Below are 24,591 nucleotides of genomic sequence, written 5' to 3'. Positions count from 1 at the left end.
AAAACAGAAGACCCCTCTGTTTTTTAATCATGTTTACATATGTAGTTCATTTTCAAAAACTCAAAACAACTACCATTTGTTTTCTGTATAAACGTTCCAACCGCCTCAAATCCTGCTCTTTTATACACTTTGATTGCTCTCTCATTAAATGTCGCTACTGATAGTGTTATATAATTGCACCCGTATTTTTCTTCACTAAAAGCTAGTCCAGCATTCACGAACTGTAAACCAAATCCATTGCCAGTTATATCAGGTCTCATTCCAAGTCCTATATCAACCGTTCCATCATTCATTTTACAAACAGTAAAAAAACCAATGAGAATGCCATTTTGCTTCACAGAAAATGTATGATCCCCTCTACTCTCACCATGTAAAAATTCATCTAAATCTTCTTCATCTGCCTCTATATCATAAAAAGAATATTTCCCTTCATAATACCAGTTATACGCAATTTCCTCCGCTTCTTCTTGCTTCATTACTGTATATGTATAACCCATTCTCCCATCCCCTTTAACAAAAAGAGCTGCAATTAAGCAGCTCTTTTTTTACAACTCATAAATCTCTTTATATTTCGCTTCTAAATAATCGGCTAAGTAGTTTGCATTTAAGCCTTCACCTGTTACATCTTCTAAAATTTCAAGCGGCTTTTTCGTTTTACCATATTGGTGAATATGTTCTGTTAACCATTCACGAATCGGTGTTACGTTTCCTTCTTCTAATAATGCATCAAAGTTCGGAATGTCTTTTAACATTCTTTGCTTAAATTGCGCTGCATACATGTAACCAAGCGCATAAGATGGGAAGTATCCAAATGAACCACCAGCCCAGTGAACATCTTGCAATACACCTTGTGCATTATTTTCCGGACGAATGCCTAAATATGCTTCCATCTTATCATTCCAAGCTGCTGGTAAGTCCTTCACTTGTAATGTACCATCAAATAATTCTTTCTCAAGCTCATAACGAACCATAACATGAAGCGGGTATGTAAGTTCATCTGCTTCTATACGAATGAATGACGGTTTCGATTCGTTAATTGCATCATAAAACTCATCGACTGACATATCATCAAATTGACCATTGCTATACTCTTTTAATAAATCATAATTCTTCTTCCAGAATGATTTATTACGGCCGATAAAGTTCTCAAAGAATAATGATTGTGATTCGTGAATACCCATAGATGTACCACTGCAAAGTGGTGTACCTTCAAATTGTTCTGCAATATTTTGTTCATATACTGCATGACCACATTCATGAATTGTTCCAAAAACAGCCATACGAAAATCTTTTTCATCATAGCGTGTCGTAATACGAACATCCCCTCTATTTAATGTAATTTCGAAAGGATGTACTGTTTCATCAAGACGACCTGCTTCAAAGTCATAATTCAATTGCTTCAATAATTCTAATGTAAAGTTCTTTTGTTTTTCTTTTGAAAATTGTTCCGATAAAGCACTTGTTTTTAATCCTTTTTTAGACTCAGAGATTTCTTTTACAAGCGGTACGATGCGCTCACGAAGCTGACCAAATACGTGATCTAAAACTTCTACTGTAATACCTGGCTCATACATATCTAATAATGTATTGTATTTATATGTTTCATAACCCCAATATGTAATAAATTTCTTTTTAAATTCCACAATTTTTTCTAAGTACGGGCGGAACATTTCGAAATCAGATTTTTCGCGAGCTTCTTCCCACACACTCTCTGCTTTCGCTTCTAATTTCACATAAGCCTCATATTCAACTTGTGGAATTTTTTTATTTCTATCATATTCTTTCCGGCACTCTTCAACCATTTTCTTCGTCGTTTCAGAAAGTTTATCTTCGCGTATTAAAGCTTCAAGCTCTGTTAAATAGTTTCCCATCTCATCTGAAGTCGACATAGCAAACACTTCTGACGAAAGCATACCAATTACTTCAGAACGCTGATCCACACCTTTTTTGGGTGCACCTGTTCTTAAATCCCAAAACATTAAACTTAATGCTTCTCCGTAATTCTGTATCTTCTTCACGTATGTTAAAAATTGTTTTTCTACTTCATATGTAGCAACTGTCATCGTATAAAAGCCTCCTTTTTCTACCTCAAACTTAATTCGACACGGACATATAAATTCCTTTTATAATAGAAAAAAGCTTGGCAAGCGCCAAGCTTTCTCCTTATAATTCTTTACCTTCTACTGGCAGTACATTTTTCACAGCTGCAACTACTTTCTCATCTTCTGAATCAGATAAGAAGATTGATATAGCACCTTTATCGTCGCTCGTACGAATTAAACGTCCCATCCCTTGACGAAGTCGTAAAATCATATACGGTACATCTACATCCCAGAATGGATCATTTACGTGCTTACGTTTCGCTTCAAACACAGGATCGTTTGGAGGGAATGGTAATGACCAAATGATAACATGTGATAATGATGAACCTGGAATATCTAAACCTTCCCATAAATGAACGGCACAAAGTACAGTCTCTTCTTCATTTTGGAAACGAGAAACGAGCTGACTAATTTCCTGATCTCCTTCATATAGAAACGGAACTGACATTTGTTCTTTACTTACATATTCTTTAAACGCTGCAAGTTCTTGTGTTGTACGGAATAATACAAGCGTACGTCCATTTGTTTTTTGTATATTTTCAAGTGTATATTGACACTTTCTTTCCCATTCATTTTCTTTCGTATGCGATAGTAAGTTTACCGCCATTTGCTCCTCATAATCAAACGGTGAGGCAACTGAGAATGATAAGTAATCTTTTACCCCTAGACTATTTGCTGTAAATGCGAATGAATCGTTGTTCGATAATGTCGCAGAAGAGAAAATATACGGGATTTTCTTCGAGAATACTTTCTCTTGTAACACTTCTTCAACTGCACGCGGCATAATAACTAACGTGAAGGCACCATCACCTTCTTCGCCCCATGTAATTACATTTTTCTCGTGCATAAACAGACGAAGTGAATGTTCTAACACATCTAAATGCTCATCAACGATATTTAAGTCATACGTGTTTACTGTATGCATTTCACTTTCAAATACTAATGCATCACCGACTTCACCAATTTTTGCATAAAGTCGCTTCGCTTCAGCTGTTACTTTTTCTGTCACAGTAATTTCTAAACGATCAGAACCGGCAATTTCCTTTTTATTCTCTTGTAACACATCAAAGAATCGCTCTGTTTGCCAAATTGTTTCTTCTACTAAATGTGCAAACTCCTCGCGAATATCGTTTTGCAACAATCTCGTTAAAAGTTGCTCCATCATCGTTTGCTTTAAACGGTATGTTAAAGCTTTTTGAGCTGCATATTCTACAAGATGTCCTTCATCGAATACAACGCAGCTACTTTCTGGTAATAATGGAATTTGCCCTTCACGCTTACGAGCATCGTACGTCCAAATATGATCCATATAGAAATCTTGAGAACAAATAATTAAATCTGCTGCTTTACGATAATGTTCGCGAGAAAGAGTTTGTCCACAACGATGACGAGAATCACAAGTAAAGCAATCTTGGAAGTAATCCCAATTTACTTTTGACCATTCTTCGTCATTTAAAAGTGGAAATTCTTTTCTGTCACCATAGTGAGTAAAGTTTTGCATCGTACCATGATCGAATACAAACTGTGGTAACTCGTAATATACGTCTTCAATTACTTCTGGAGCTCGTCCACTCATAACATCTTCTAATTTTCGTAAACATAAATAATTATCCATTGATTTCGCAAGTCTTACATCTACTGATAAGCCTAATGCTTCAGATAATTTAGCAATGTCCCCTTCTTCTTTTACCAGCTGCTCAATTAACGTTTCATCTGCACAAGCGATAATTGCTGGTTTTCCTGTATAACGCGCGTAACAAATTGCATATAGAAGATATACAATTGTTTTCCCTGTTCCTACACCCGCTTCTGCGAACATAACTTTCTTTTCTTGGAAAGCACGTTCTAACTGAAACGCCATAAAAATTTGTTCATCACGCTCTTCAAAGCCTTTTTCCGGAAGGATGTCGTAAAATACATCTCCAATCCACTCATTCAACTTATCATAAAAATTATCTTGTTTCCCTACTTCAAATGGTAATCTCTTCTCAGTAAACATCCTTAGCCTCCAACCAAAAAGTTTTTCTATAAAAAAATAATAGCAACTGCTACGCATATGTATGCATTTGCTTTCCCCTGTTGCCATACATAGAAATTCACGAAAAAAAATTTTCCTTTCGAAAAAGGAAAATTTTCTTCTATATTAATGACTTTAAATACCGTTTATCAATCGCTGTTTCATGTGAAAGAGCTGACAAATATTCTTCTTGTGCTTTTTGTATTTCATCTACAATCGCACCCTGACTATCCACTTCTTTTCCGAGCTCATCATACGTACGGTGAATAGCTTTTTGAATCATTGATAATTGGAAACTATCCATATCACTTCCTCCTTTACGCATTACATAATAGCCAGTATATGCGCGCTGGAGGAGTTTTATACTATGAATTACGCGGTGGACGTTTTCCGAAGTATTGGTAGTAATCTGTACGGATAAATCCGTTAAACAGTTTACGCTTCTTCGACGCATCTTTTCCGTAACACTTCTCAAATGCTTCGTAGCTTGTTAATACATACGCTGACCATGTATCTAATGGGCGGAATACTTGTCCCATTTCTTTATACAGTTGTTCAACGAGTGCTTTTTCACTTAAACGTTCTCCGTATGGAGGATTCGTTACAACGTAGCCATAATCCTCTTTTGTTGTAAAATCTTTTACCTGCATTTGTTTAAATGTAATTAAATCACCTAAGCCTACTTCTTCTGCGTTATCTTGAGCAACTCGAATCATACGATGATCAATATCTGATCCAATGATTTGTAATCGTTGATTATAGTTCGCTAAATCTTCAGCTTCTTGACGCGCTTCACGCCAGTTTTGTTTACCTACCCAGCCCCACTCATCTGATGCGAAACCACGGTTAAATCCTGGCGCAATATTTTGTCCAATTAATGCTGCTTCAATCGGAATTGTACCTGATCCACAGAATGGATCAACAAATGGACGATCTGGCTTCCAGTTTGTTAATTTAATTAAAGACGCAGCTAATGTTTCTTTTAACGGAGCTTCCCCTTGATCCATACGGTATCCACGTTTATGAAGTCCAACACCACTCGCATCAATTGTTAATGTTGCAATATCCTTGAGCATTGCAATCTCGATACGGAATAACGGACCATCTTCTTCAAACCAAGTTGTACGTTTATATGTTGTTTTTAATTTTTCAACGACAGCCTTTTTAACAATACGTTGGCAATCCGAAACACTGAATAATTCAGATTTTAAAGATTTACCGATAACAGGGAACTCGCCATTCTCTGGAATATAATCTCCCCAGTTTAATGCTTTCGTTTTTTCAAATAGCTCATCAAATGTTGTTGCTTTAAATTCGCCAACTTTAATTTTTACACGATCCGCAGTACGTAACCATAAATTCGTGCGACAAATCGCCTTTTCATCTGCTTCAAATGTTACTTTGCTGTTTTCTACTTGACATTCATAACCAAGATCGCGAACTTCTCGGGCAACTAACGCTTCAATACCCATTGCCGCTGTTGCAATTAAAGTAACTTTTCCCATTTGCATTCACCTCTTATGTATATTCAAACAATAATTAATAGCAATTGTTCCTATTAATCATTACATTTTGCGAAAAATTTTCTCATTAACCATTTTAACTCATACTTTATAACTTCATACAAATAAAAAGCCCTCCTCTAACAAAGGAGAGCTGAGTTATTTCATAGTTGGTTCATAACGTTCTGTAAGCCATGTTCTGTTCCTTTGTACTACAAACGGCCCACGCCTCGTACTCCGGTGGCAATCATCTATCTACAGGTTATAAAACCTGTCCTTTCCCGTCGTTCATTTCCTTGGAAAAGATTCCCCTACCATTATTTGGGTTTCTCGCTCGTGGGGTTTACCTCGTTCCACTCCTATCATTTCTTCAAGGACTTCGTCACTGTGGCACTTTAAAGGTAGTCAAACCATATCCGAAAGGACTTAGGTTTTTTCCCTGCCGTTAAACCAGCCTTACAGCCAGAATACCCTAGCTTATGAATTGGCTAGGCACGAACACTACAGCCATCTCAGGCCGTGCGAGCATGGACTTTCCTCTACAACGTTGGCGTTGCAGCGATTACCCAAACGTTATGACATCCATTAGTATAGTGGAAACAAAAAGATTTTGCAACGTTTTTTTCTATGTAAAATGCTTAAACCTTTTCCCACCTTACATCATTCGTATAACTTACTTCCAAATACAGCTTTTTCTAAGTTAGATAAGCGTTTTAAAATATCCGTATTCGTGTTGTTATAAACCGGTTGTGCGACTGGTGTTTGTACAGGTTGTTGTGGAACTTGCGTTACTGCTAGTTTTTGTTCCTCTAATTCACGCTTTAAACGAGCATTTTGTTGCTTTAATTGCTCAAACTCTTTGTGGAAAGCTTCATAGTCTTTAATGATCATATCAAGAAACTTGTCTACTTCTTCTTGCTGATAACCTCTCATACCTGTTTTAAATTCTTTTTCTAAAATATCTTTTGCTGTTAATTTAATTTTATCCGAAATCATTTTCTTCACCTCAAATTTTTACCAAAACTTTCATTAACTAAATTTTTTCAGAAACAATGCTTTTTGTCAATCATATATACGAGTACTATATTACATATTACTCTGCATTATTCCACTGTTCCTCTTCTATTATATCTTGTAAATCAGAAAAAAGAATGAAATAACTGTGATAATTTTCTATTTCCCCTTTTTTCTTTGCTGCTTCTACAATATATTTGGGACTTCCTGGTTTTTCTTCATCGTATACCGCTAAAAGTGCATCACTTTTTTCAATAAAAAATTGATTTTTTAATTTAAATTGCTCTGGGCTTTCATACTTCCGTTTCGTGATACTATCAACATGGTCTGCTTGAGAAAGAATAAATTCGTAATATTCACGATTATCTTCTTTCCAATTTTCTTCTTGTTCTAAAAACGGAGTGAATACCGCTAATTTTAAATCTGGATATTCTACTTGAATTTCAAAAACAACTTCAGCAGCCCATAATTCTACACCTAACTGGCCGCTTATTATAACCCACTCTAAACCATCTTCTACAAAAGTGGTTAATTTACGGTGTAATGCCTTTTTTATACACCCCACCCCTGGATGATCATTTTTAAATATTCCAAGTTCAAATGGCTTATATCCTGTTACTGCAATAACTTTCATATCAACACTCCAATTACAAAAAAAGAACTAGCATTTCGCTAGTTCTAACATATCATTTACTTTTTAAATATTCCACCAACGTTTGGTCCGATATTTGGACCTACTGGTGATACATTGTTTGGTAAAAACGGTGATACATTTGGTCCTGGTCCAAACGGTGATACATTCGGTCCTGGCCCAAATGGAGATATTTGATGACCGTGGTGATGATGACCATGGCCACACGGTCCACATCCACCGCCGAATCCTGGGTCGATTGGGTCCACAACATTTACATTTGAATTTGTTTGTGGGAAGAAGTTTTGGTTTTTAATTTGTTGATGATGTACATGTGTTGTATGTGTTGGGAAAATGTGTGGCACCACCGTAGTTGAAAAAGAGTGTGTTACGCATTGTTTCGTCGGATGAACGACAGGAGCAGTTGTACAAATAGGTCCTACAGGCTTATGCCCTCCAAAACAAGGATGACAATGATGCATAGTTTTTTCTCTCCTCTCTCGTTAAAAAAATCTGATTACACTTTACAGTATGAGAAAAGAGAGAAAGCCGCTTGTTATATATACCCATTTATTACAAGGAAATTTGTCTAGTCCTTTATTTCATATACAATACTTTCATAGACAACTCTTCAACATTACTTACCAAAAAAGCCTCCAACTTGCTTTACAATACCTGTCACCTGATTCATCGCATTCATCATTTGTCCAGCTGTATTCATCATTTTATTTACATCATAGTTACCATCGGATGTTTTAAATTGAGAAACAAAACTAGAAAACTGACTTGGCTGTTGTTGCTTTTGTTTACTTTGCGTCGGGTACGGCTGTTTTGGTGGATAAAACATCGCTTGTTGATTAGCATAGGGCGATGGTGGTGGCATATAATATTGCGAATTCATATAAGGCTGCTGTTGTTGATTCATGTATGGTTGCTGAGCTTGTGATTGTTGAGCTTGATTCACATGAGGTTGCTGCTGTTGTGGTTGTTGAGCCTGATTCACATAAGGTTGCTGCTGTTGTGGTTGTTGAGCCTGATTCACATAAGGTTGCTGCTGTTGTGGTTGTTGAGCTTGATTCATAAATGACACTTCAAACGGTTGATAATAATTTTGATTTCCATAATAAGGCTCGAAAGGATACATATTATACCGTAAATATGTATCCGTATTATATTGGTACATATTTTGCTGTGCATATGGATTTGTTTGCTGATATACGTTAGATTGTTGAAACATGCATTCTCTCCTCCTTTACATAAGTTTCTACATATATAATATGTACCTATAAAATAATATGTGTGATGGAGTATCTGTCTATTTTTGTCGGAAGTTTAAATTTTTAAAAAATTAAAAAAGAAAACCCTTCCATGCTATGATAATTAAGAAGAAGATTCTCATGGGGGAGGAATCAACATGGTATTAGGGGATTTAAAACAAGCGTTTTCTCAAAAAAAGGGGTATTGCACAGAGAATGCAAATGAATTATTAGACTTTGCGAGACATTGGTATCTCGAAGGAAAAATATGCATTTCAGATTATCGAACATTAATAAAAGAATTAGAAATAAACGGCGCAACAAAACCTACAACAATGACAGAAGCATAAAAATAACAAGAGGGTTCTCCCTCTTGTTATTTACATTGCTCAACTATATTTTGCAAAGTATACGAAATGGCTTGGTGTGTTTCAAAGAATCGTTTACCTTTACCTTTATTTACAAAGCATTGTAACACATTCGTTTGTAAATTATCGTATACTTGATCAATTTGCTGTACATGTATATACTTTGGCTTTTCTTCTTTAATCCACGTATAAGCTAATTCTTTCCACTTCTTTAATTCCTCATCTACCATGTCTACAAATGGTTTCATATCCTTATAAAAGTCGTATTCGATTAGCTCTCTTTTTTTTATATTCGCTTCATTATTATACTGCATGAGTTTTTCTGAAGACTGTATTAATGCTTCATTCTTCATCTCTTTCCCACCTTATTATGCACTCACTACGACGTTTTGAAATGTCTTTACCCAATTCCCTTTTTCTTCGTGATGCACTAATTTATTTTCCATATGTTCAATATGCATTTCTGTTATTTCTATCTTATTACATATTTTTTCACTCGCATCCTTTAATGCATGATTCATTCTAATCCCTATATTCATTTCCAGCAAATCGAGAGAACTTAACATTTGATCCATTTTTTTCATTACATCTTCCTTCTGAACCATCGCCATATACAAAACGCCTCCTTCTTTGCTTTTCCTTTGTCATGTAATTTCGCCGAATGATTCACCACTCCTGCCCACATGACAAAACTAGTTGTTATTCGTCAAAGAAATCATTTCGTATGTCATTTATAGAAATGGTAACAATACAAAAAGGAGGTGTAGTACAATGGCAAAGAACAAAAATGAAAAAAAGAAAAAACAAAACAAACAACAAAATAAACCCGAGACTGGCAATCCAAAGCTAGATGGTCCAAACTTCCCTGCTACATAAAGCCAGACTTTATTACGTATGGTTAAATTTCAAGTCACCCTTAATCTCCTACTAGCATTAAGTTTTGAGATTAAAGTCGTAGCAAGCATAGCAGGCTTATTTCAAATTAAGAAGTCCCGTCTTCAAAATGGAAGACGGGACTTCTTTTTCATTATATCATGAACTCATCCATCCTTTTAACGAAACGATTTACGATAGATATCCTATAGATTTGTTCCCTCTTTCTCCTATACCATTCTGTTATATTAACTTCCTCTTTAGGTTCTTCAAGTACAAATAGCACATCCATTTTCATATTTGCACAAAACCAATCTCTCATTTCTATTTCTTCATGTAAAACAACAGGATAACTATCTCTAAGTGCTGGCGTACACGATTTTCTAGTTTCCTTTGAGTAAAATTCATAATCTTCTCTAGACCCAGTATGTGTAGTTTGCAATGCAAACTTATAAAACGAACCATTATAAATTGGATGAAACAATAACCATGCTAATTTTTTTCCCAGTTCTATACGCTGTTGTAACGTTTCAAATTGATAAACCGAAAATCCATACATTCTCCCTTCAATTGTTGGGAAGATAACTGCACTAATATGAAATCTTTCTTGTACTTTAAAAAGTGCAGTATGGAATACATGTTTTTTAAAATATGTGCTCTCAATGACTGGTTTTTGAATTTTATTTTGTTCATTTATAATAAGTGCTGTTATAAGCCTATTCATATCTCTTTTCTCCCAGAAAAGTAACCATTCTTTTTCCATAAAAATTGATACGCTGAAATATTGCAACAAATGAAAGAGAGGTGTACGTCTCTTCTTACTTTCCTCATACAATAATAGCTGAGGAAAGGCATCTAAGAAAATAATCCAATTAGCTTGTTCGTACAGAAGAAATAAATGTTTTTTTACCGTTTTAGGTAAAACAGTAGCATAATATCTCCCTTCTAAATCGGTCATATTCCATCCCGCATTTCTCGAAACCATACTCGCTAAAAAGGCCCACCTGATTTCACTATTTCTTAAATAATATTCTTGATAAGATTGTGTCCGAGAAATATTGTCCACATTAGCTATTTCTGTTTTCTTTTTAATATTGCGAATGATTGCTTTTTCTTCCTCTGTACAAAACTTTTTTTCTCGATTTTGTTTAATTTTCATATAATCATTCCATGTAAACATAAATAAGTCATCATACCTTTCATCAAAAAGGTCACATCTTTTTTCATTTTTTGATATAATCACCTTTGTAAGTAATTCTTAGTAAGTTGGGAGTGGACACACTATGACCATTCGTTACCCAAATGGAAAAAGGTATAATCAAGCTTCACAACCTCAAAAAACACCTATAAAAACACATACTTATAGCAACAGAGGTATGTCCCTTGAAGAGGAATTGAATGAAACAAATCAATATTACTTAACCCATAATATTGCATGTGTACATAAAAAACCTACACCTCTTCAAATTGTAAAAGTAGATTACCCCGCTCGAAGTGCTGCAGTGGTAAAAGAAGCGTATTTTAAACAACCTTCTACAACAGATTACAACGGTGTATACAAAGGGAAATACATCGATTTTGAAGCAAAGGAAACAAAAAATAAAACTAGTTTCCCACTTCAAAACTTCCACCTTCATCAAATAGAACATATGAAGCAAGTGGTTGCTCATAATGGAATTGCATTTGTCATTATTAAATTTACACTTTTTGATGAATTTTATTTATTAGATGCAAAACATATTATTGCATTTTGGAATCGTCAAAATACTGGTGGACGCAAGTCGATTACGAAAGAAGAAATAGAAGAGCATGGATCCTTATTATCATGCGGTTATCACCCTCGGATTGACTATATCCGTGTACTAGACACGGTTTATTTTTCGTGATAGAGTCATCACTAAGGCTCTTTTTTCGACTTTTGGGGGAGAGAATGAAAGGTAGGAGAAAGTATAATGTCAGATAATTATCGTTCTCGTACAGAACGAAATCATGTGAAAAATCAAGAGAAAAAAACACATAAAGAAGAAAAACCAAAGAAAAAAGGCTCCTTTTTCAAGAAATTCCTTATAGGTTGTCTACTTCTTGGTATCGTTGGTCTCGTAGCCGGCGTTTCCGCTTTCTTTGTTATGGTAAAGGACGCTCCAAAATTAGACAAATCCAAACTTGTTAATCCTTTATCAACAAAGTTTCTTGATAAAAACGGGAATTTCTTCTATGAATACGGTGCTGAAAAACGAACGCATGTTACTTATGATCAAATTCCAAAAGTAGTTGAAAATGCATTCCTTGCAACTGAGGATTCGCGTTTCTATGATCATAATGGAATTGATTTTAAACGAACTACAAAAGCAGTTATGGAAAATGTCACTGGTGGTTTCGGTTCCCAAGGTGGTAGTACGATTACACAGCAAGTCGTTAAAAACTATTTTCTAACGATGGACAAAACTGCTAAGAGAAAAGTACAAGAGTGGTACTTATCTTATAAATTAGAGCAACAATACTCTAAACATGAGATTTTAGAAATGTACTTAAATAAGATTAATTTAGGTAACCGTTCATATGGTATTGCGACAGCAGCGCAAAAATATTATGGTAAAGATTTAAAAGACTTGCAATTACATGAAGCTGCTATGCTCGCTGGTTTACCCCAAGGTCCAAACATTTATGATCCAACAAAAAAGGAAAATGTTGAACGAGCAACAAATCGTCGTAATGTTGTATTATCATTAATGAATCGACATGGTTATATAACAAAAGAAGAAATGAATAACGCCGTTAAGATCCCAGTAACAGAGGGCCTTCAACCGTCTTCAGAAGTAACTGAGATGAAGTATCAAGCATTTTTAGATGCGGTTGTAAAAGAAGTTGAAAAAGAATATCCTGATGTAAATATCGGTTCAGATGGTTTAACGATTCATACAACACTTGATCAAGATGCTCAAGATTACGCTGACAAAATTATGGATGGCAATCTTATTAAGTATCCGGACGATCAATTCCAAGGGTCATTCGTATTTATGGATACACAGTCTGGAGAAGTTCGAGCAATTGGTGCTGGACGTAAAGAAAGTAAGTCTACTTTCAAAGGTCATAATATGGCAACTGATTTAAAACGCCAAGTTGGTTCAACAATGAAACCAATTTTCGACTACGGTCCGGCAATTGAAAATTTACAATGGTCTACATACCATCAATTAAACGATTCAGAGTATACGTATTCCAATGGTAAAAAAATACAAAATGCAACAAAGAGCTACAAAGGTGACGTTTCACTACGTGAAGCTTTGAAAAAGTCATTAAACATTCCAGCTTTAAAGACAGCACAAACAGTTGGTCTTAATAAGTCAAAAGAATTCGCTGAAGGTTTAGGCATGACCTTTAAAGAAGGAAAAGTCTACGAATCAACAGCAATCGGTAGTAACGAGGGGTCTCCATTGGAAGTAGCAGGTGCATATGCAACCTTCGGTAATAGTGGTAACTATAATAAACCACACTTCGTAAAAGAAGTAACCTTCCCGGACGGGAAAAAGAAAAGCTTTAAACCTAAGGAACAACGCGCAATGCAAGACTATACAGCTTACATGGTTACTGACGTTCTTCGTGACGTAGTAAAACCTGGTTCTGGTGGTACAGGTCCAACAGCATACGTTTCAGGTGTTGACGTAGCAGGTAAAACAGGAACACAAAACTTTGATGCATCAGTTCTTCAAAAATATGATATCCCAGCTGATGCAAACAGAGATAGCTGGTTTGCTGGATATACACCACAATACACAATGGCTGTTTGGACTGGTTACGAAAAAGATGGTCCAAAAAATTATGTTAGTGATCGCTCCACTAGAATTGCACAGCAAATGTTCCAAATAATGATGAGCAAATTCGCTACAGATAAATCACGCTTTGAACGTCCTTCTTCTGTACAAGAAATAAACGGAGAGTTATACGTTAAAGGTGCGAAAAAAGATGCAATTAAACAAATTAAAGTAGATGCCCCTAGTGGTCTGAATGTCACTTTTGATGGCGCTAGCACAGTTACACTAAACTGGTCTGGACCAGCAGAAGTGGATGCATATGCAGCCAGCTATAAAGCAACTGACGGTTCAAGTGGTAGCCTATCAATAAGTGGTACGACAGCTACTCTTGGTGGTATTAAACCAGGTGTTACTTACAGCTTCTCTGTAGTAGCGAAAAAAGGCACTGGAACAAGCCCAGCAGTTGGTGCATCCTTCACTGCGCCTGGCGGAACTCCAGATGCGAAAAAAGCTGAAGAAGAGGCTAAGAAAAAGGCCGATGAAGAAGCTAAGAAAAAAGCTGATGAGGAAGCCAAGAAAAAAGCTAATGAAGATAAAGTAAAACAAGACGAAGCTAAGAAAAAAGCTGAAGAAGAGGCTAAGAAACAACAAGAACAGCAGCAACAACAAGAACAACAACGTAAACAACAAGAAGAAGCTCAAAAGAAAGCTGATGAGGAAGCTAGAAGAAAAGCTGAAGACGAAGCTAAGAAAAAAGCTGAAGACGAAGCTAAGAAGAAAGCTGAAGAAGAGGCCAAGAAGAAAGCTGAAGACGAAGCTAAGAAACAACAAGAACAGCAACACCAAAATCCCGGAGGAGATACACCTCACGCAGACGGTACTGTTGTTACAACAGAGTCTTAATAAACAAAAAAAGAAGTCTGTTTCTCTTAACGAGAAGCGGACTTCTTTTTTGTTATCATTTTCTTTACATACAGCTTTTCTATTTCGATATATAACTGCGCTAATTGAATATAAGAATGATAATTACTCGGTTTCTTTATAATAAATGAATATCTTTCCATAAAATTAACAGGTTGCACTTTTAATTTATTCGTATTTATTTGTATTTCATTCAAACTATGAACAGGTTGCTCATTTAGCCAATAGACAACCGATAACAAGTGAGCTGCAAAAAGAATCATTGGCCCCTCAGCCTCTTGCTTATCTCTATTTCGAAACAGTATAGCAATGTCTTCATGCTTATTTTTCCATACATTCAACACTGCTGGAATGCTGTTTTCAATTTCCTTCCATGGCTCATACTGTCTTTCAATATCAAATATAAAATAAGTATTTTGTATTATTTCTTCAAAAGACTCGTCTGTATGATACTCAATTGAATTTACGCTTTCTTTAAAAAATGGTAAGCAATGAAATTCTTTCGGTATTTCTATAACTCGCTCCATCCTTTATTTCACCTTCATTCGCTTCTTTCCTTCACGACATACTTCTAACAGCCTGCACTCCTCACATTGCGGTCGTTGTGCTTTACAGTGATAACGTCCAAAGAAAATCATACGATGATGCGTAACCCCCCACTCATCCATCGGTACTTTCTTCATTAACGTTTTTTCTACTTCTAACACAGAGTCTTTCCATCTGCAAATCGCTAATCGTTTACTCACTCGCTCCACATGTGTATCAACAGCAATTGCCGGAATCCCAAACGCTACGGAAACTACAACATTCGCTGTTTTCCTTCCTACACCTGGTAATTTCGTAAGTTCATCTCGATCGCTCGGTACTTCCCCATTATAGTCATCTAATAACATTCGACATAATTTTTGAATGTTTTTTGCTTTATTTCTATACAATCCGATAGAGCGTATATCTTGTTGTAATTCTTCTAGAGAAACACTTAAATAATCTTCTGGTGTTTTATATTTTTGAAATAAATTTCTTGTCACTTTATTTACAAGTACATCTGTACATTGTGCAGATAACGCCACCGCGATTACAAGTTCAAATGGATTGTCATGAACCAATTCACAATGTGCTTCTGGATACATATCCGCCATTGTGTCTAAACAATAACGGATTTGCGTTTTGTTAAGCATATTTCCCCTCCTATATTACTGCTCCAACCAATTATAAAAAGGCACTTTTCCAGTAAATTTCGTCTCTTGTTTTGTCATTTGTTGTGCTCTTTGTTGATTCGCTCTAAATTTTTGACCTTGATTTTGAGCCTGATCTACCGTTTTAATTCCATTCTTTTTCCACTCAAATAAAATACGATCAATATATCGGAAATTTAGTTTTCCACTCATTACAGCTTCTCTAAGAGCCGCTTGAATTAAATTTGGATGATGTTGATCTTGGTCCTCCCACATTCCTAACGTTTCACATTCGAACGGCGAAAGTGGTCTTCCAAATTCTTTTTCGAATACTGTATATAAATTTACTTGCAGCTGTTTTTTTTCTTTTTGCTCTTCCTCTATTGATTCATCCATTAAGAAATGTAATATTTTTTCCCATAACGGTTGTAAAGAATAACTTTCGCACATCATCGCTTCTGATCTTTGTCCACCTTCTAGTGATAAAAAACCTTTTTGAATCAACGCTTGAATTACTTCCATACATTTCATTTCTGTTATCGTCATCCGTTCAGAAATCTCTGAAGGAGTCGGAAACGAATTACCTGATTCTAAAAATGTATGTACATGAAGTACAACCATAAATTCCGTCTCATTTAAACCTAATTTTTTATAATGCATCATAAGCAATTTTGGAATTGCAATGCTTCCCTGCTCAAACCACTGTAACATCATTTTCTTTTTCATCACCAAACACCTCGCTCTCTAGTATAACACACCTTTAGCTATTTCTTTTTGCCACAATTCGTCAAAAAAACCTCCCCATTAATAGGGAGGTTTTGTATATTACATGAACGAAATATACAATTAAGCTTGCACTTTACTTTTCATAAATGTATGGATGCGTTCCAATGCTTTCTCTACTTGTTCAAGAGATGTCGCATATGATAAACGAACATTATTTGGAGCACCAAATCCTGTACCTGGTACAAGAGCCACTTTTTCCTCTTCTAATAGAGCTTTTGCCCAATCATCAACTGTTGCATATCCTGATAAAGCTACAGCTTCTTTTACGTTAGGGAATAAGTAAAATGCACCTTGCGGTTTAATACAAGTAAAGCCAGGGATTTGAATTAATTTATCATAAATGATGTTTAATCTCTCTTCAAAGGCTTGACGCATTGTTTCCACAGGTTCTTGTGAGCCTGCATATGCCGCAATTGCGCCGTATTGAGCGATTGAAGTAGGGTTTGACGTACTATGACTCGCTAAGTTCGTCATCGCTTTAATAAGCTGCTTATTTCCTGCAGCATATCCAATACGCCATCCTGTCATAGAATGAGATTTAGATACACCATTAATAATAAGTGTTTGTTCTTTTAATGCATTAGAAAGCTGGGCAATTGAAATATATTCTACGCCACCATAAATTAATTTTTCATAAATTTCATCAGAAACGATTAAAATATCATGTTCTAAACATACTTCTCCAAGCTGTTGTAATTCTTCTTTGCTATAAATCATTCCTGTTGGATTGCTCGGTGAATTAATAATAACTGCTTTCGTTTTCTCTGTAATTGCCTCACGCAGCTGCTTTGCTGTAATTTTGTACTCATTGTCTTCTAAACCTTCTACATAAACCGGCTTACCGCCAGCAAGCTTTACTTGCTCTGGATAGCTTACCCAGTAAGGAGTTGGGATGATAACTTCATCTCCCTCATCAAGTAATACTTGGAATAATGTATATAATGCATGCTTTGCGCCATTACATACAATAATTTCAGATGGATCATACGCAATACCTTGATCGCGAGTAAATTTCTTCACAATTTCTTGTTTTAACGATTGTAATCCACCTGTTGGTGTATACTTCGTATGCCCTTCTAACATCGCTTTATGTGCAGCATCCATAATATGCTCTGGTGTATTAAAGTCAGGTTCCCCTGCCCCTAATCCAATTACATCATGCCCCTCTGCTTTTAATGCTTGTGCCTTTGCTGTAATCTCTAAAGTTGAAGACGGTGTTAAAGCAGCTACTCGCTTTGCTAATTTCATTTGTAGTTCCCCCTACATCTATTTTTCAATGCTATATCGTCTTAAAAATTTTCCATCTTTAAATTCAAGATAGTAATAACTATAACGATTGTCATCATCAATATATGTAACTTCCCATAGTGGTACATCATTTTCAAAGCCTAATTTTACTTTCATAATCTCTTTCGGCTTACTTTTTGATTCCTTACTTTCATTGCCGACTTGTTCTACTGTTCTTTGTATAGCCTCTTTTTCAGAAATACCTTCGCTCTTTTTCCTTACTACAGTATCCCCTTTTTTCTCAGGCACCCAAACGATAAGTTGTTCTCCCTTTTCATCTGTACCTTGCACGACTATATATGCAGATTTTCCGTTGTAATAATCAACAGATTTCACCTTTGTAAGCTTTGCTTTTTCTTTAGCAATTTCTACAAATTTCGACTCTTTTGGAATTTTCTTTCCCATCGCTTTATTATAAACATACGCCCCATATATTCCGCTAGCAACGATAACAATAATGATTGCAAAGATCCACTTTTTCATTGTATCGCTACGTTCTGTAAATCGTAAATACAGCTGTTTCTTTATCTTTTTCGTCTAATGCTAGTCCGAACATGAGGTCCTGCTCTTTTAACGTACGATTCAAACTATCAACAATTTTATACAAATCAGACGAATATTTAATACGCGTCGTTGATAGTACTTCGATTTTCTTCTCCATGAAAAAACTCCTCCGTTACACAAAAATTTCTAATTATAGAAGAACGCAATGCGGTTACAATAAGAGTACATTCTTTACAACCCCTGCTTCATCACCCATCTATTATAGCAGGACATGTACAGCAAAAAAAGGTTTCAAGTCGAAAACCAACACATTTTGTATACAAGAAGTAAGAAAAATAAAATTCCTCCTACCCACATTTTTTACGCCTGAAGTTTATAAGCACTTCAGGCGTATTTTTCTTCCATTTTTATTCATTTAATGGTTCTTCTAATTGTACTAATAATTCTTCTAATGGCCCTTCATAAAGAGGTACGTTAGGGATCGATTGTAGAAATCGTTTTCCATAGGAAGAACTCGTCAAACGACGATCTAACACTACTACCGTTCCTGTATCTGTATTCGTTCGAATTAAGCGGCCGAATCCTTGTTTGAAACGTAATATTGCTTGTGGCAACGCTAATTTAGCGAATACATCCTCACCTTGATTTTTTAGCCACTCACCTTTCGCTTCCATCATAGGCTGATGAGGAGGCGTAAATGGTAGACGGACAATAACAAGACAACTTAAGGCATCTCCTGGAATATCTATTCCTTCCCAGAAACTGCTCGTCCCTAATAAAATTGATTTGTCGAACTCTTGAAACTTTCGAATTAAGCGGCTTCGACTTCTATTATTCACACTTTGGGTGAGTAATAAATAACCCTCTAATTCATCATTATTTTTTAAATTCGCATACGCTTCTTTTAACATTTCATACGAAGTGAATAAAACGAGCATTCTGCCTTTTGTGGCTTTTGCTATCTTTGCAATATGTTCCGATACAGATTCAATATATCGCTCATTACTTACTTGCTTAATAAAAGGTACATCCGTTGAAACCATTAATTTCATCTGTTCATCATAACGAAATGGTGACGGAACCTTTAAAGTATTTGGAGCGAAATCATGTAAACCAAGTTCCTCTTTTATATAATCAAACGTATCGTTAACTGTTAGTGTTGCGGATGTAAAAATAACACTCTTTTTTTCTGTTAAAAATTCATCAGCAAATCTTTCACCAATATGGACAGGCTGTGCGTATAGAACTGTTGAATGAATTGTCCCTTTCGTTTCAGTCTCCATCCAAGTTACATACGAATTCTTTTCTAATACGAGTAACTGTAATGATTCTGCCATCTTTCTCAGCAACTCAATTAAATGCATAAATTCACCTGTTACAACATGCATCTCCCATTCTAACTTACTTTGCAATATATCCACTTGCTTCTCAAGAGCAGTTACTACCCTTCTTAATTCATATATAAAACGATTTGTTAATTCGACGATACTATCCCACAACTTACCTTTTTCTAGTTCTGCGTTATACCTATAGATGAGCGGCATATTATTCGTTCCTTGCTCTTGCTTTGTTTGTTTAAATATAAAAGTACGTAACATTTGGAAGAGTTCATCCGCATCAAATTTAAGTTCCTTCAAACTATAACTTATCATACGGAAAGTTGAACGAGATGCTTGCTCTGATTTTTTCATCATTTTATATACTTTGGAGAGTACATCTTCTGTTTCTAGCGTCCCAAGACGAGATATAACCAATTGAAAATACATACAAGAGAACTGTTCACCCAATGTTCTACTCGCAGCTTCTTCAATATGGTGAGCTTCATCAAAAATAATATGTTCGCATGAAGCAAACAACGGTTCTTCACTTGAAAAATCTTGAAATAATAACGCATGATTTGTAATAACGATATCTGCAAATAAAGCTTTATTCTTCGCTCGCTGATAAAAACAACGACTAAACCAATTACTTTGCATACCGCCTGGACTATACGCATCGCTACAAATACGATTCCAAAGTAACTTTCCGCCCTCAGGAATATTTAATTCGTCTCGATCACCTGTTTCAGTTTGCAATAGCCAAACTAAAATCTTCGCCTTCGTAAGTGCCATATCATAATTTTTTTCTTCCTCTTGCAAAGCATACTCAAATTTATGTAAGCATAAATAATGCTTTCTTCCTTTTAGAAGAGCTGCCTCAAATGAAAATGGCATTATTTTTTGTAATAACGGAATTTCTTTTTCTAATATTTGTTGTTGGAGTTGTACCGTTTGTGTACTTATAATGACAGGTTCTTCTTTTCTCTTTGCAAAATAAAGACTAGGAAGCAAATAAGCAAGAGTCTTTCCTGTTCCTGTACCGGCTTCAATTAGTGAAAAACGAGAATCTCTTAACGCCGTATATATCTCTTTCATCATCAGTTGTTGACTTTCTCTTCTTTCAAACTTTGGCATATGTGATTCCAATTTATCCATCGTTTTATTCAAGAAGGCATCAAACTTTGATGAACACGTTTCTCCAAGGTTTAAGGAATAGTTCCGCTTTTTCAGCGCAATATTTCGATGTATTTCATACTCCGCTATATCTTCTTTACCGTGCATTACTTTCTTTAAAATATTTTCAGAAAGCACATCAGCTATGTCACTTTGGAATACATCGCTTAATTCATAAAGCGATTGCAACGTGACAAGTGGTAACTTTTCAATTTCATTTAAAAATTGTAAAAATAATTCCGCTGTTGCAAGAGCATCACTATCCGCACGATGTGGTTGATCGTGCTCTAGTTCATGCTTCTTAGCTAAATCACGTAATTTATAACTATCAGCTGTCGGCAAAAGAATTTGTGCCAATTCAACCGTATCAATTTTCGGACAATGAATTTCTGTATATCCAGCCTGTCTTAATTCTTCATTTAAAAAATTCCAATCAAAGTGAACATTATGCGCAACGAAAGCCGCACCTTGTAATAGCTCAACAATCATCGGGGCTACATCTTGAAATAACGGGGCTTGTTTTACAAGACTTTCATCAATCCCTGTTAATTCTGTAATAAATGGTGGGATCTCTCTCTTTGGGTTAACAAAAGACGAAAAAATCTCCAATATCTCTCCATCTTCTACTACAACAGCTGCAATTTGGGTAATTTTATCCTTCCCATCTTTCCAGGAGTTCCCTGTCGTCTCTAAATCAACAACGACATAACGCTTACTCATATATGTAACACCTCAATTTCTTACCTTTCAAACAACAATAATTTATATAATGTTACTATACCACGTTTTATCTCATCTTAATGAAAAGATGCACAAAAAAGCTATCTCCGCAATGGAGATAGCCTTTCTACTTATAATATCGTACCCGCTTTTTCAGCACCTAACATTTCAATAATTTGATTATTATCGTCTAGTACTGCAATTTTTGGTTCTTGTTTATGAACCTCTTCTTCCGTAACTAGCCCATAACAAATAATAATTACTTTGTCCCCTGGTTGTACAAGCCTTGCCGCAGCACCGTTTAAACAAACAACACCACTACTGCGTTCTCCTTTAATAACATATGTCTCTAAGCGAGCACCATTATTATTATTTACAATTTGGACTTTTTCATTTTCTACAATATTTACTGCATCCATTAAATCTTCATCAATTGTAATACTACCTACATAATTTAAATTTGCCTCCGTTACAGTTGCACGATGTAACTTTGCTCTCATCATTGTGCGAAACATAGATGCTCCCCCTTATTTAACCGTTAATGTTATATTGTCAATTAATCTTACATTTTCAAACTTAACTGCAATAGCTAAAATGATTCGTCCTTCGACTTTCTCTACCATTGTTAATGACGGATATGCATATAAATCCGCATAATCTACAGTGCCTTTCGTATGCGTCTCAATATACTCTTTCACAAGATTTGTAATGATTTCCGGATTACGTTCTCCTGCCTCAATTCTTTCTTTCGCTATACATAGACTGCGGTATAAATGAAGAGCCTCTTCACGTTCATCTTGTGATAGGTACACGTTACGAGAACTTTTCGCTAATCCATCTTCTTCCCTTACAATATCAACTGGTACGATTGTAACTGGAATATTGAAATCAGTTACAAATCCTTCAATTACTGCAACTTGTTGAGCATCTTTCATACCGAAATAAGCACGCGTTGGCAGCGTAATATTAAATAGTTTCATTAGTACAGTTGCAACACCAGCAAAATGACCAGGTCTTTGTTTACCGCATAATACGTCCGTGCGTTTTACAACTTCTACTGTTGTTGTTTGTTCTGCTGGATACATTTCTTCTACACTCGGATAAAATAAATAATCTACACCGTTTTCTTTTGCTACATTTTCATCTCTATCAATATCACGAGGATATCGATCTAAATCTTCATTTGGGCCAAATTGCAGCGGGTTTACAAATACACTTAAAACTACAATTTCATTTTCTTCTCTTGCTCTACGTAATAAAGTAGCATGGCCTTCATGTAAATAACCCATTGTTGGAACAAAACCAATACTCTTTCCACTTGCACGAAGTTCGCTCGTAATTTGCTGCATCTCTTGCACTGTAGTTATGATTTTCATTATTGTTTTCCCCCGTATAACGCTAAGCGGTCTTCTTCTTTCATTGTGAACGAATGTTTTTCTTCAGGAAATTGCCTTGTCTTTACTTCAGCAACATATTGAGAAATCCCACGTACAATCTCCTCTTGAACAGACGTATACTGCTTCACAAATTTCGGAACGCGATTTACACCATATGAGATAAGATCATGATAAACAAGCACTTGCCCATCTACTTTTTGTCCTGCACCAATCCCAATTGTTGGAATTGTTAGTTGCTCTGAAATAAGTTCTGCTAACTGCATTGGTACACATTCTAACACAAGCGCTATTGCACCAGCTTCTTCACATTTCTTTGCATCTTCTATTAATTTCTTTGCACTCTCCGCATCTTTTCCTTGCACTTTATATCCACCCAACACTCCTACAGATTGAGGGGTTAAACCTAAATGCGCTACAACAGGAATTCCTGCGTTCGTCAAATATTGAATTGTTGATACAACTTCTCCAGCACCTTCTACCTTCAGTGCATGCGCCCCGCTCTCTTGAACGATGCGGCGTGCATTCACCATCGTTTCTTGTAATGATACGTGATACGACATAAATGGCATATCAGTTACAATAAACGTCTCTTTCGCTCCGCGGCGTACAGCTTTCGTATGATGAATCATATCCTCTACTGTTACAGGTACTGTTGAATCGTATCCGAGTACAACCATTCCAAGAGAATCTCCAACTAAAATCATATCAACTTCAGCTTCTTCTGCTAATTTAGCAGATGGATAATCATACGCCGTTAGCATTGTAATCGGCTCACCTTGCTCTTTCATCTTCAAAAAATCTGTTTTTGTTTTCAAAAACTACTCCTCCTTTATGCAGGAGAGAGGAGATGGCCGAAATCATATAAAAAACCCCTCTGGCCATAAAAGGGCAGAAGGGTTGTGTGTTAGTCGGCATTATTCATCCCTCTGTCCCAGTCCGTTATTGGATCAAGGCAGAATCCAAGTTATTATTTTTCGTCTTACTTCGAATCATGGTGCAGTTCGCTCTGATACTGCCCACATTCGAACTAATTATAGCAAACTACAAAAAGGAATTACTACATTTTTTCGAAAAAATAATTTTTTATTCTTATTACGGTATATGAAATTTAATACGAAAGTATATATGCTATAAAGTGAAACTTTAATTAGTGGGGGTTTTGTTCATCCCCCACTGATTATCAGTCCTCACCAATCGGGCTTTTACGGGCAGCAGGGCAAATAGCGGGATAAAGTTTTTATAGATAATTCAATCCTGAAAAGATACATGTTTTTTCAACGTACGTTAAAAAAGTCCAAGTTAATTTCTTCTATAATCAATTTAACTGTATAGTATAACTCTTTGACTAATGATGCAGGTTAATTGAGGAAAAGTACTTAACAAAGGAGAATTGCAGATGTCTATGAACAGGTGGTTATTTCAATTCAGCAGTTTGCTTGCAATAATTGTATGGTGGATATCTTTAGAATCCTTTCATGTATTTGCCTCAGTTAATGTCGTAACACAACCCACCGATTTAACGAACATGATTGAGGTTGAACTAAATGATGATTACTTTAATCCAAATGTCATCACGATTCCGATTGAAGGATCAACAACATTACTATTGAAAAATAAAGGCAAAAACGAGCACACCTTTACAGTGAAAAAACTCGGCATTGACGTCGTAGTCGAGTCAGGAAAAGAAAAGAATATTACCGTGAAACCTAAAAATACTGGTACATATGAATTAATATGTCGATACCATCTGCTTAAAGGAATGGAAGGCAAAGTAATCGTCAAATAACATGCCAG

General features: G+C 35.8%; 27 protein-coding genes and 1 other RNA gene. 5 read left to right on the top strand and 23 right to left on the bottom strand.

Annotated features, from left to right (window positions below):
- Positions 1-23: 23 nt before the first annotated feature.
- The 10 genes from C4S65_RS26860 to C4S65_RS26815 all read right to left on the bottom strand — a co-directional run bounded on the left by C4S65_RS26860 (position 24) and on the right by C4S65_RS26815 (position 8,503).
- Entirely contained in the window at positions 24-497 is a 474-nt protein-coding gene (locus C4S65_RS26860) for a GNAT family protein (RefSeq protein ID WP_000542518.1), read from the bottom strand.
- Positions 498-545: 48 nt separating this feature from the next.
- Positions 546-2,063 (bottom strand): carboxypeptidase, encoded by a 1,518-nt coding sequence (ypwA, locus tag C4S65_RS26855; RefSeq protein WP_061666877.1) that lies wholly within the window; start codon positions 2,061-2,063, stop codon positions 546-548.
- Positions 2,064-2,163: 100 nt separating this feature from the next.
- Entirely contained in the window at positions 2,164-4,101 is a 1,938-nt protein-coding gene (locus C4S65_RS26850) for an ATP-dependent DNA helicase (protein WP_098838393.1), read from the bottom strand.
- A gap of 139 nt (positions 4,102-4,240) precedes the next feature.
- Positions 4,241-4,423 (bottom strand): DUF3921 domain-containing protein, encoded by a 183-nt coding sequence (locus C4S65_RS26845; protein WP_000376895.1) that lies wholly within the window; start codon positions 4,421-4,423, stop codon positions 4,241-4,243.
- A gap of 61 nt (positions 4,424-4,484) precedes the next feature.
- The gene (locus tag C4S65_RS26840; protein WP_000521232.1) at positions 4,485-5,624 is read right to left on the bottom strand and encodes a class I SAM-dependent RNA methyltransferase; all 1,140 of its coding nucleotides are present in this window, start codon (positions 5,622-5,624) and stop codon (positions 4,485-4,487) included.
- Positions 5,625-5,804: 180 nt separating this feature from the next.
- Positions 5,805-6,195, bottom strand: an RNA gene (rnpB, locus tag C4S65_RS26835) — RNase P RNA component class B.
- Positions 6,196-6,281: 86 nt separating this feature from the next.
- Positions 6,282-6,617 carry a cell division regulator GpsB gene (gene gpsB, locus C4S65_RS26830; RefSeq protein WP_000622431.1) on the bottom strand — a complete coding sequence of 112 codons (336 nt, stop codon included), beginning with the start codon at positions 6,615-6,617 and terminating at the stop codon, positions 6,282-6,284.
- A gap of 97 nt (positions 6,618-6,714) precedes the next feature.
- Positions 6,715-7,269 (bottom strand): DUF1273 domain-containing protein, encoded by a 555-nt coding sequence (locus tag C4S65_RS26825; protein ID WP_000862926.1) that lies wholly within the window; start codon positions 7,267-7,269, stop codon positions 6,715-6,717.
- A gap of 56 nt (positions 7,270-7,325) precedes the next feature.
- Positions 7,326-7,748 (bottom strand): CotD family spore coat protein, encoded by a 423-nt coding sequence (locus C4S65_RS26820; RefSeq protein WP_000546292.1) that lies wholly within the window; start codon positions 7,746-7,748, stop codon positions 7,326-7,328.
- Positions 7,749-7,903: 155 nt separating this feature from the next.
- Positions 7,904-8,503 carry a YppG family protein gene (locus tag C4S65_RS26815; RefSeq protein ID WP_000487715.1) on the bottom strand — a complete coding sequence of 200 codons (600 nt, stop codon included), beginning with the start codon at positions 8,501-8,503 and terminating at the stop codon, positions 7,904-7,906.
- Between the two features lie 177 nt (positions 8,504-8,680).
- Between C4S65_RS26815 and C4S65_RS26810 the strand changes: the two genes are divergently transcribed.
- A complete protein-coding gene (locus C4S65_RS26810; RefSeq protein WP_000242652.1) occupies positions 8,681-8,872 on the top strand; it encodes a YppF family protein in 192 nt (63 codons plus the stop codon).
- Between the two features lie 26 nt (positions 8,873-8,898).
- Here the strand turns inward: C4S65_RS26810 and C4S65_RS26805 are convergent, their stop codons facing one another.
- Both C4S65_RS26805 and C4S65_RS26800 read right to left on the bottom strand, forming a co-directional pair.
- A complete protein-coding gene (locus C4S65_RS26805) occupies positions 8,899-9,243 on the bottom strand; it encodes a YppE family protein (protein ID WP_000786936.1) in 345 nt (114 codons plus the stop codon).
- Positions 9,244-9,258: 15 nt separating this feature from the next.
- Complete coding sequence (locus C4S65_RS26800) at positions 9,259-9,501, bottom strand: hypothetical protein (RefSeq protein WP_001252036.1); 243 nt, start codon at positions 9,499-9,501, stop codon at positions 9,259-9,261.
- 85 nt (positions 9,502-9,586) lie between these two features.
- Here C4S65_RS26800 and C4S65_RS35715 point away from each other — a divergent pair, with 85 nt between their 5' ends.
- Positions 9,587-9,766 (top strand): hypothetical protein, encoded by a 180-nt coding sequence (locus tag C4S65_RS35715; RefSeq protein ID WP_003306651.1) that lies wholly within the window; start codon positions 9,587-9,589, stop codon positions 9,764-9,766.
- 151 nt (positions 9,767-9,917) lie between these two features.
- Here the strand turns inward: C4S65_RS35715 and C4S65_RS26790 are convergent, their stop codons facing one another.
- Complete coding sequence (locus C4S65_RS26790) at positions 9,918-10,943, bottom strand: DUF2515 domain-containing protein (RefSeq protein WP_097820775.1); 1,026 nt, start codon at positions 10,941-10,943, stop codon at positions 9,918-9,920.
- 103 nt (positions 10,944-11,046) lie between these two features.
- On the opposite strand from C4S65_RS26790, the gene recU reads away from it, so the two are divergent.
- Together recU and C4S65_RS26780 are read left to right on the top strand one after the other, a co-directional pair.
- On the top strand, positions 11,047-11,649 hold the full coding sequence (recU, locus tag C4S65_RS26785) for a Holliday junction resolvase RecU (protein ID WP_000155599.1): 603 nt from the start codon (positions 11,047-11,049) through the stop codon (positions 11,647-11,649).
- Positions 11,650-11,715: 66 nt separating this feature from the next.
- On the top strand, positions 11,716-14,418 hold the full coding sequence (locus C4S65_RS26780; protein WP_001283104.1) for a PBP1A family penicillin-binding protein: 2,703 nt from the start codon (positions 11,716-11,718) through the stop codon (positions 14,416-14,418).
- A gap of 26 nt (positions 14,419-14,444) precedes the next feature.
- On the opposite strand, the gene C4S65_RS26775 is transcribed toward C4S65_RS26780, so the two are convergent.
- The 10 genes from C4S65_RS26775 to panB all read right to left on the bottom strand — a co-directional run bounded on the left by C4S65_RS26775 (position 14,445) and on the right by panB (position 23,612).
- Positions 14,445-14,963, bottom strand: coding sequence for a YpoC family protein (locus C4S65_RS26775; RefSeq protein ID WP_000442660.1), 519 nt, complete (start codon positions 14,961-14,963; stop codon positions 14,445-14,447).
- Between the two features lie 3 nt (positions 14,964-14,966).
- A complete protein-coding gene (gene nth, locus C4S65_RS26770) occupies positions 14,967-15,614 on the bottom strand; it encodes an endonuclease III (RefSeq protein WP_000933035.1) in 648 nt (215 codons plus the stop codon).
- 15 nt (positions 15,615-15,629) lie between these two features.
- Positions 15,630-16,337, bottom strand: a complete 708-nt coding sequence (dnaD, locus tag C4S65_RS26765; RefSeq protein WP_000728542.1) for a DNA replication protein DnaD — start codon at positions 16,335-16,337, stop codon at positions 15,630-15,632.
- Between the two features lie 120 nt (positions 16,338-16,457).
- Positions 16,458-17,645, bottom strand: a complete 1,188-nt coding sequence (gene aspB, locus C4S65_RS26760) for an aspartate transaminase AspB (protein WP_000761569.1) — start codon at positions 17,643-17,645, stop codon at positions 16,458-16,460.
- Positions 17,646-17,663: 18 nt separating this feature from the next.
- Positions 17,664-18,167: a DUF5590 domain-containing protein gene (locus tag C4S65_RS26755; RefSeq protein WP_000758741.1), complete on the bottom strand. Its 504-nt coding sequence runs from the start codon at positions 18,165-18,167 to the stop codon at positions 17,664-17,666.
- A gap of 7 nt (positions 18,168-18,174) precedes the next feature.
- Complete coding sequence (locus tag C4S65_RS26750) at positions 18,175-18,345, bottom strand: YpmA family protein (RefSeq protein ID WP_000412179.1); 171 nt, start codon at positions 18,343-18,345, stop codon at positions 18,175-18,177.
- A 250-nt stretch (positions 18,346-18,595) separates the two neighbouring features.
- Positions 18,596-21,400, bottom strand: coding sequence for an ATP-dependent DNA helicase DinG (gene dinG / locus C4S65_RS26745; protein WP_000044955.1), 2,805 nt, complete (start codon positions 21,398-21,400; stop codon positions 18,596-18,598).
- A 131-nt stretch (positions 21,401-21,531) separates the two neighbouring features.
- Positions 21,532-21,915: an aspartate 1-decarboxylase gene (gene panD / locus C4S65_RS26740; RefSeq protein WP_000490190.1), complete on the bottom strand. Its 384-nt coding sequence runs from the start codon at positions 21,913-21,915 to the stop codon at positions 21,532-21,534.
- Positions 21,916-21,927: 12 nt separating this feature from the next.
- A complete protein-coding gene (gene panC / locus C4S65_RS26735; RefSeq protein WP_000692372.1) occupies positions 21,928-22,776 on the bottom strand; it encodes a pantoate--beta-alanine ligase in 849 nt (282 codons plus the stop codon).
- Complete coding sequence (gene panB, locus C4S65_RS26730; RefSeq protein ID WP_061666881.1) at positions 22,776-23,612, bottom strand: 3-methyl-2-oxobutanoate hydroxymethyltransferase; 837 nt, start codon at positions 23,610-23,612, stop codon at positions 22,776-22,778. Before panB ends, panC begins: the two co-directional genes overlap by 1 nt.
- Before the next feature lie 581 nt (positions 23,613-24,193).
- Between panB and C4S65_RS26720 the strand changes: the two genes are divergently transcribed.
- Positions 24,194-24,583 carry a cupredoxin domain-containing protein gene (locus C4S65_RS26720; RefSeq protein ID WP_061666882.1) on the top strand — a complete coding sequence of 130 codons (390 nt, stop codon included), beginning with the start codon at positions 24,194-24,196 and terminating at the stop codon, positions 24,581-24,583.
- The last annotated feature ends 8 nt before the right edge of the window (positions 24,584-24,591 follow it).

Origin of the sequence: Bacillus sp. ok061, assembly GCF_900108285.1 — a bacterium.
Lineage (GTDB): Bacteria > Bacillota > Bacilli > Bacillales > Bacillaceae_G > Bacillus_A > Bacillus_A thuringiensis_S.
The sequence above is the reverse complement of the archived record's forward strand: the minus strand, read 5'-3'. Positions and strand labels throughout refer to the sequence as shown.

Coding starts and splice junctions, on each gene's coding strand:
- C4S65_RS26860 (WP_000542518.1), bottom strand. CDS start 497: ATGGGTTATACATATACAGTAATGAAGCAAGAAGAAGCGGAGGAAATT.
- ypwA (WP_061666877.1), bottom strand. CDS start 2,063: ATGACAGTTGCTACATATGAAGTAGAAAAACAATTTTTAACATACGTG.
- C4S65_RS26850 (WP_098838393.1), bottom strand. CDS start 4,101: ATGTTTACTGAGAAGAGATTACCATTTGAAGTAGGGAAACAAGATAAT.
- C4S65_RS26845 (WP_000376895.1), bottom strand. CDS start 4,423: ATGGATAGTTTCCAATTATCAATGATTCAAAAAGCTATTCACCGTACG.
- C4S65_RS26840 (WP_000521232.1), bottom strand. CDS start 5,624: ATGGGAAAAGTTACTTTAATTGCAACAGCGGCAATGGGTATTGAAGCG.
- gpsB (WP_000622431.1), bottom strand. CDS start 6,617: ATGATTTCGGATAAAATTAAATTAACAGCAAAAGATATTTTAGAAAAA.
- C4S65_RS26825 (WP_000862926.1), bottom strand. CDS start 7,269: ATGAAAGTTATTGCAGTAACAGGATATAAGCCATTTGAACTTGGAATA.
- C4S65_RS26820 (WP_000546292.1), bottom strand. CDS start 7,748: ATGCATCATTGTCATCCTTGTTTTGGAGGGCATAAGCCTGTAGGACCT.
- C4S65_RS26815 (WP_000487715.1), bottom strand. CDS start 8,503: ATGTTTCAACAATCTAACGTATATCAGCAAACAAATCCATATGCACAG.
- C4S65_RS26810 (WP_000242652.1), top strand. CDS start 8,681: ATGGTATTAGGGGATTTAAAACAAGCGTTTTCTCAAAAAAAGGGGTAT.
- C4S65_RS26805 (WP_000786936.1), bottom strand. CDS start 9,243: ATGAAGAATGAAGCATTAATACAGTCTTCAGAAAAACTCATGCAGTAT.
- C4S65_RS26800 (WP_001252036.1), bottom strand. CDS start 9,501: ATGGCGATGGTTCAGAAGGAAGATGTAATGAAAAAAATGGATCAAATG.
- C4S65_RS26790 (WP_097820775.1), bottom strand. CDS start 10,943: ATGTTTACATGGAATGATTATATGAAAATTAAACAAAATCGAGAAAAA.
- recU (WP_000155599.1), top strand. CDS start 11,047: ATGACCATTCGTTACCCAAATGGAAAAAGGTATAATCAAGCTTCACAA.
- C4S65_RS26780 (WP_001283104.1), top strand. CDS start 11,716: ATGTCAGATAATTATCGTTCTCGTACAGAACGAAATCATGTGAAAAAT.
- C4S65_RS26775 (WP_000442660.1), bottom strand. CDS start 14,963: ATGGAGCGAGTTATAGAAATACCGAAAGAATTTCATTGCTTACCATTT.
- nth (WP_000933035.1), bottom strand. CDS start 15,614: ATGCTTAACAAAACGCAAATCCGTTATTGTTTAGACACAATGGCGGAT.
- dnaD (WP_000728542.1), bottom strand. CDS start 16,337: ATGAAAAAGAAAATGATGTTACAGTGGTTTGAGCAGGGAAGCATTGCA.
- aspB (WP_000761569.1), bottom strand. CDS start 17,645: ATGAAATTAGCAAAGCGAGTAGCTGCTTTAACACCGTCTTCAACTTTA.
- C4S65_RS26755 (WP_000758741.1), bottom strand. CDS start 18,167: ATGAAAAAGTGGATCTTTGCAATCATTATTGTTATCGTTGCTAGCGGA.
- C4S65_RS26750 (WP_000412179.1), bottom strand. CDS start 18,345: ATGGAGAAGAAAATCGAAGTACTATCAACGACGCGTATTAAATATTCG.
- dinG (WP_000044955.1), bottom strand. CDS start 21,400: ATGAGTAAGCGTTATGTCGTTGTTGATTTAGAGACGACAGGGAACTCC.
- panD (WP_000490190.1), bottom strand. CDS start 21,915: ATGTTTCGCACAATGATGAGAGCAAAGTTACATCGTGCAACTGTAACG.
- panC (WP_000692372.1), bottom strand. CDS start 22,776: ATGAAAATCATAACTACAGTGCAAGAGATGCAGCAAATTACGAGCGAA.
- C4S65_RS26720 (WP_061666882.1), top strand. CDS start 24,194: ATGTCTATGAACAGGTGGTTATTTCAATTCAGCAGTTTGCTTGCAATA.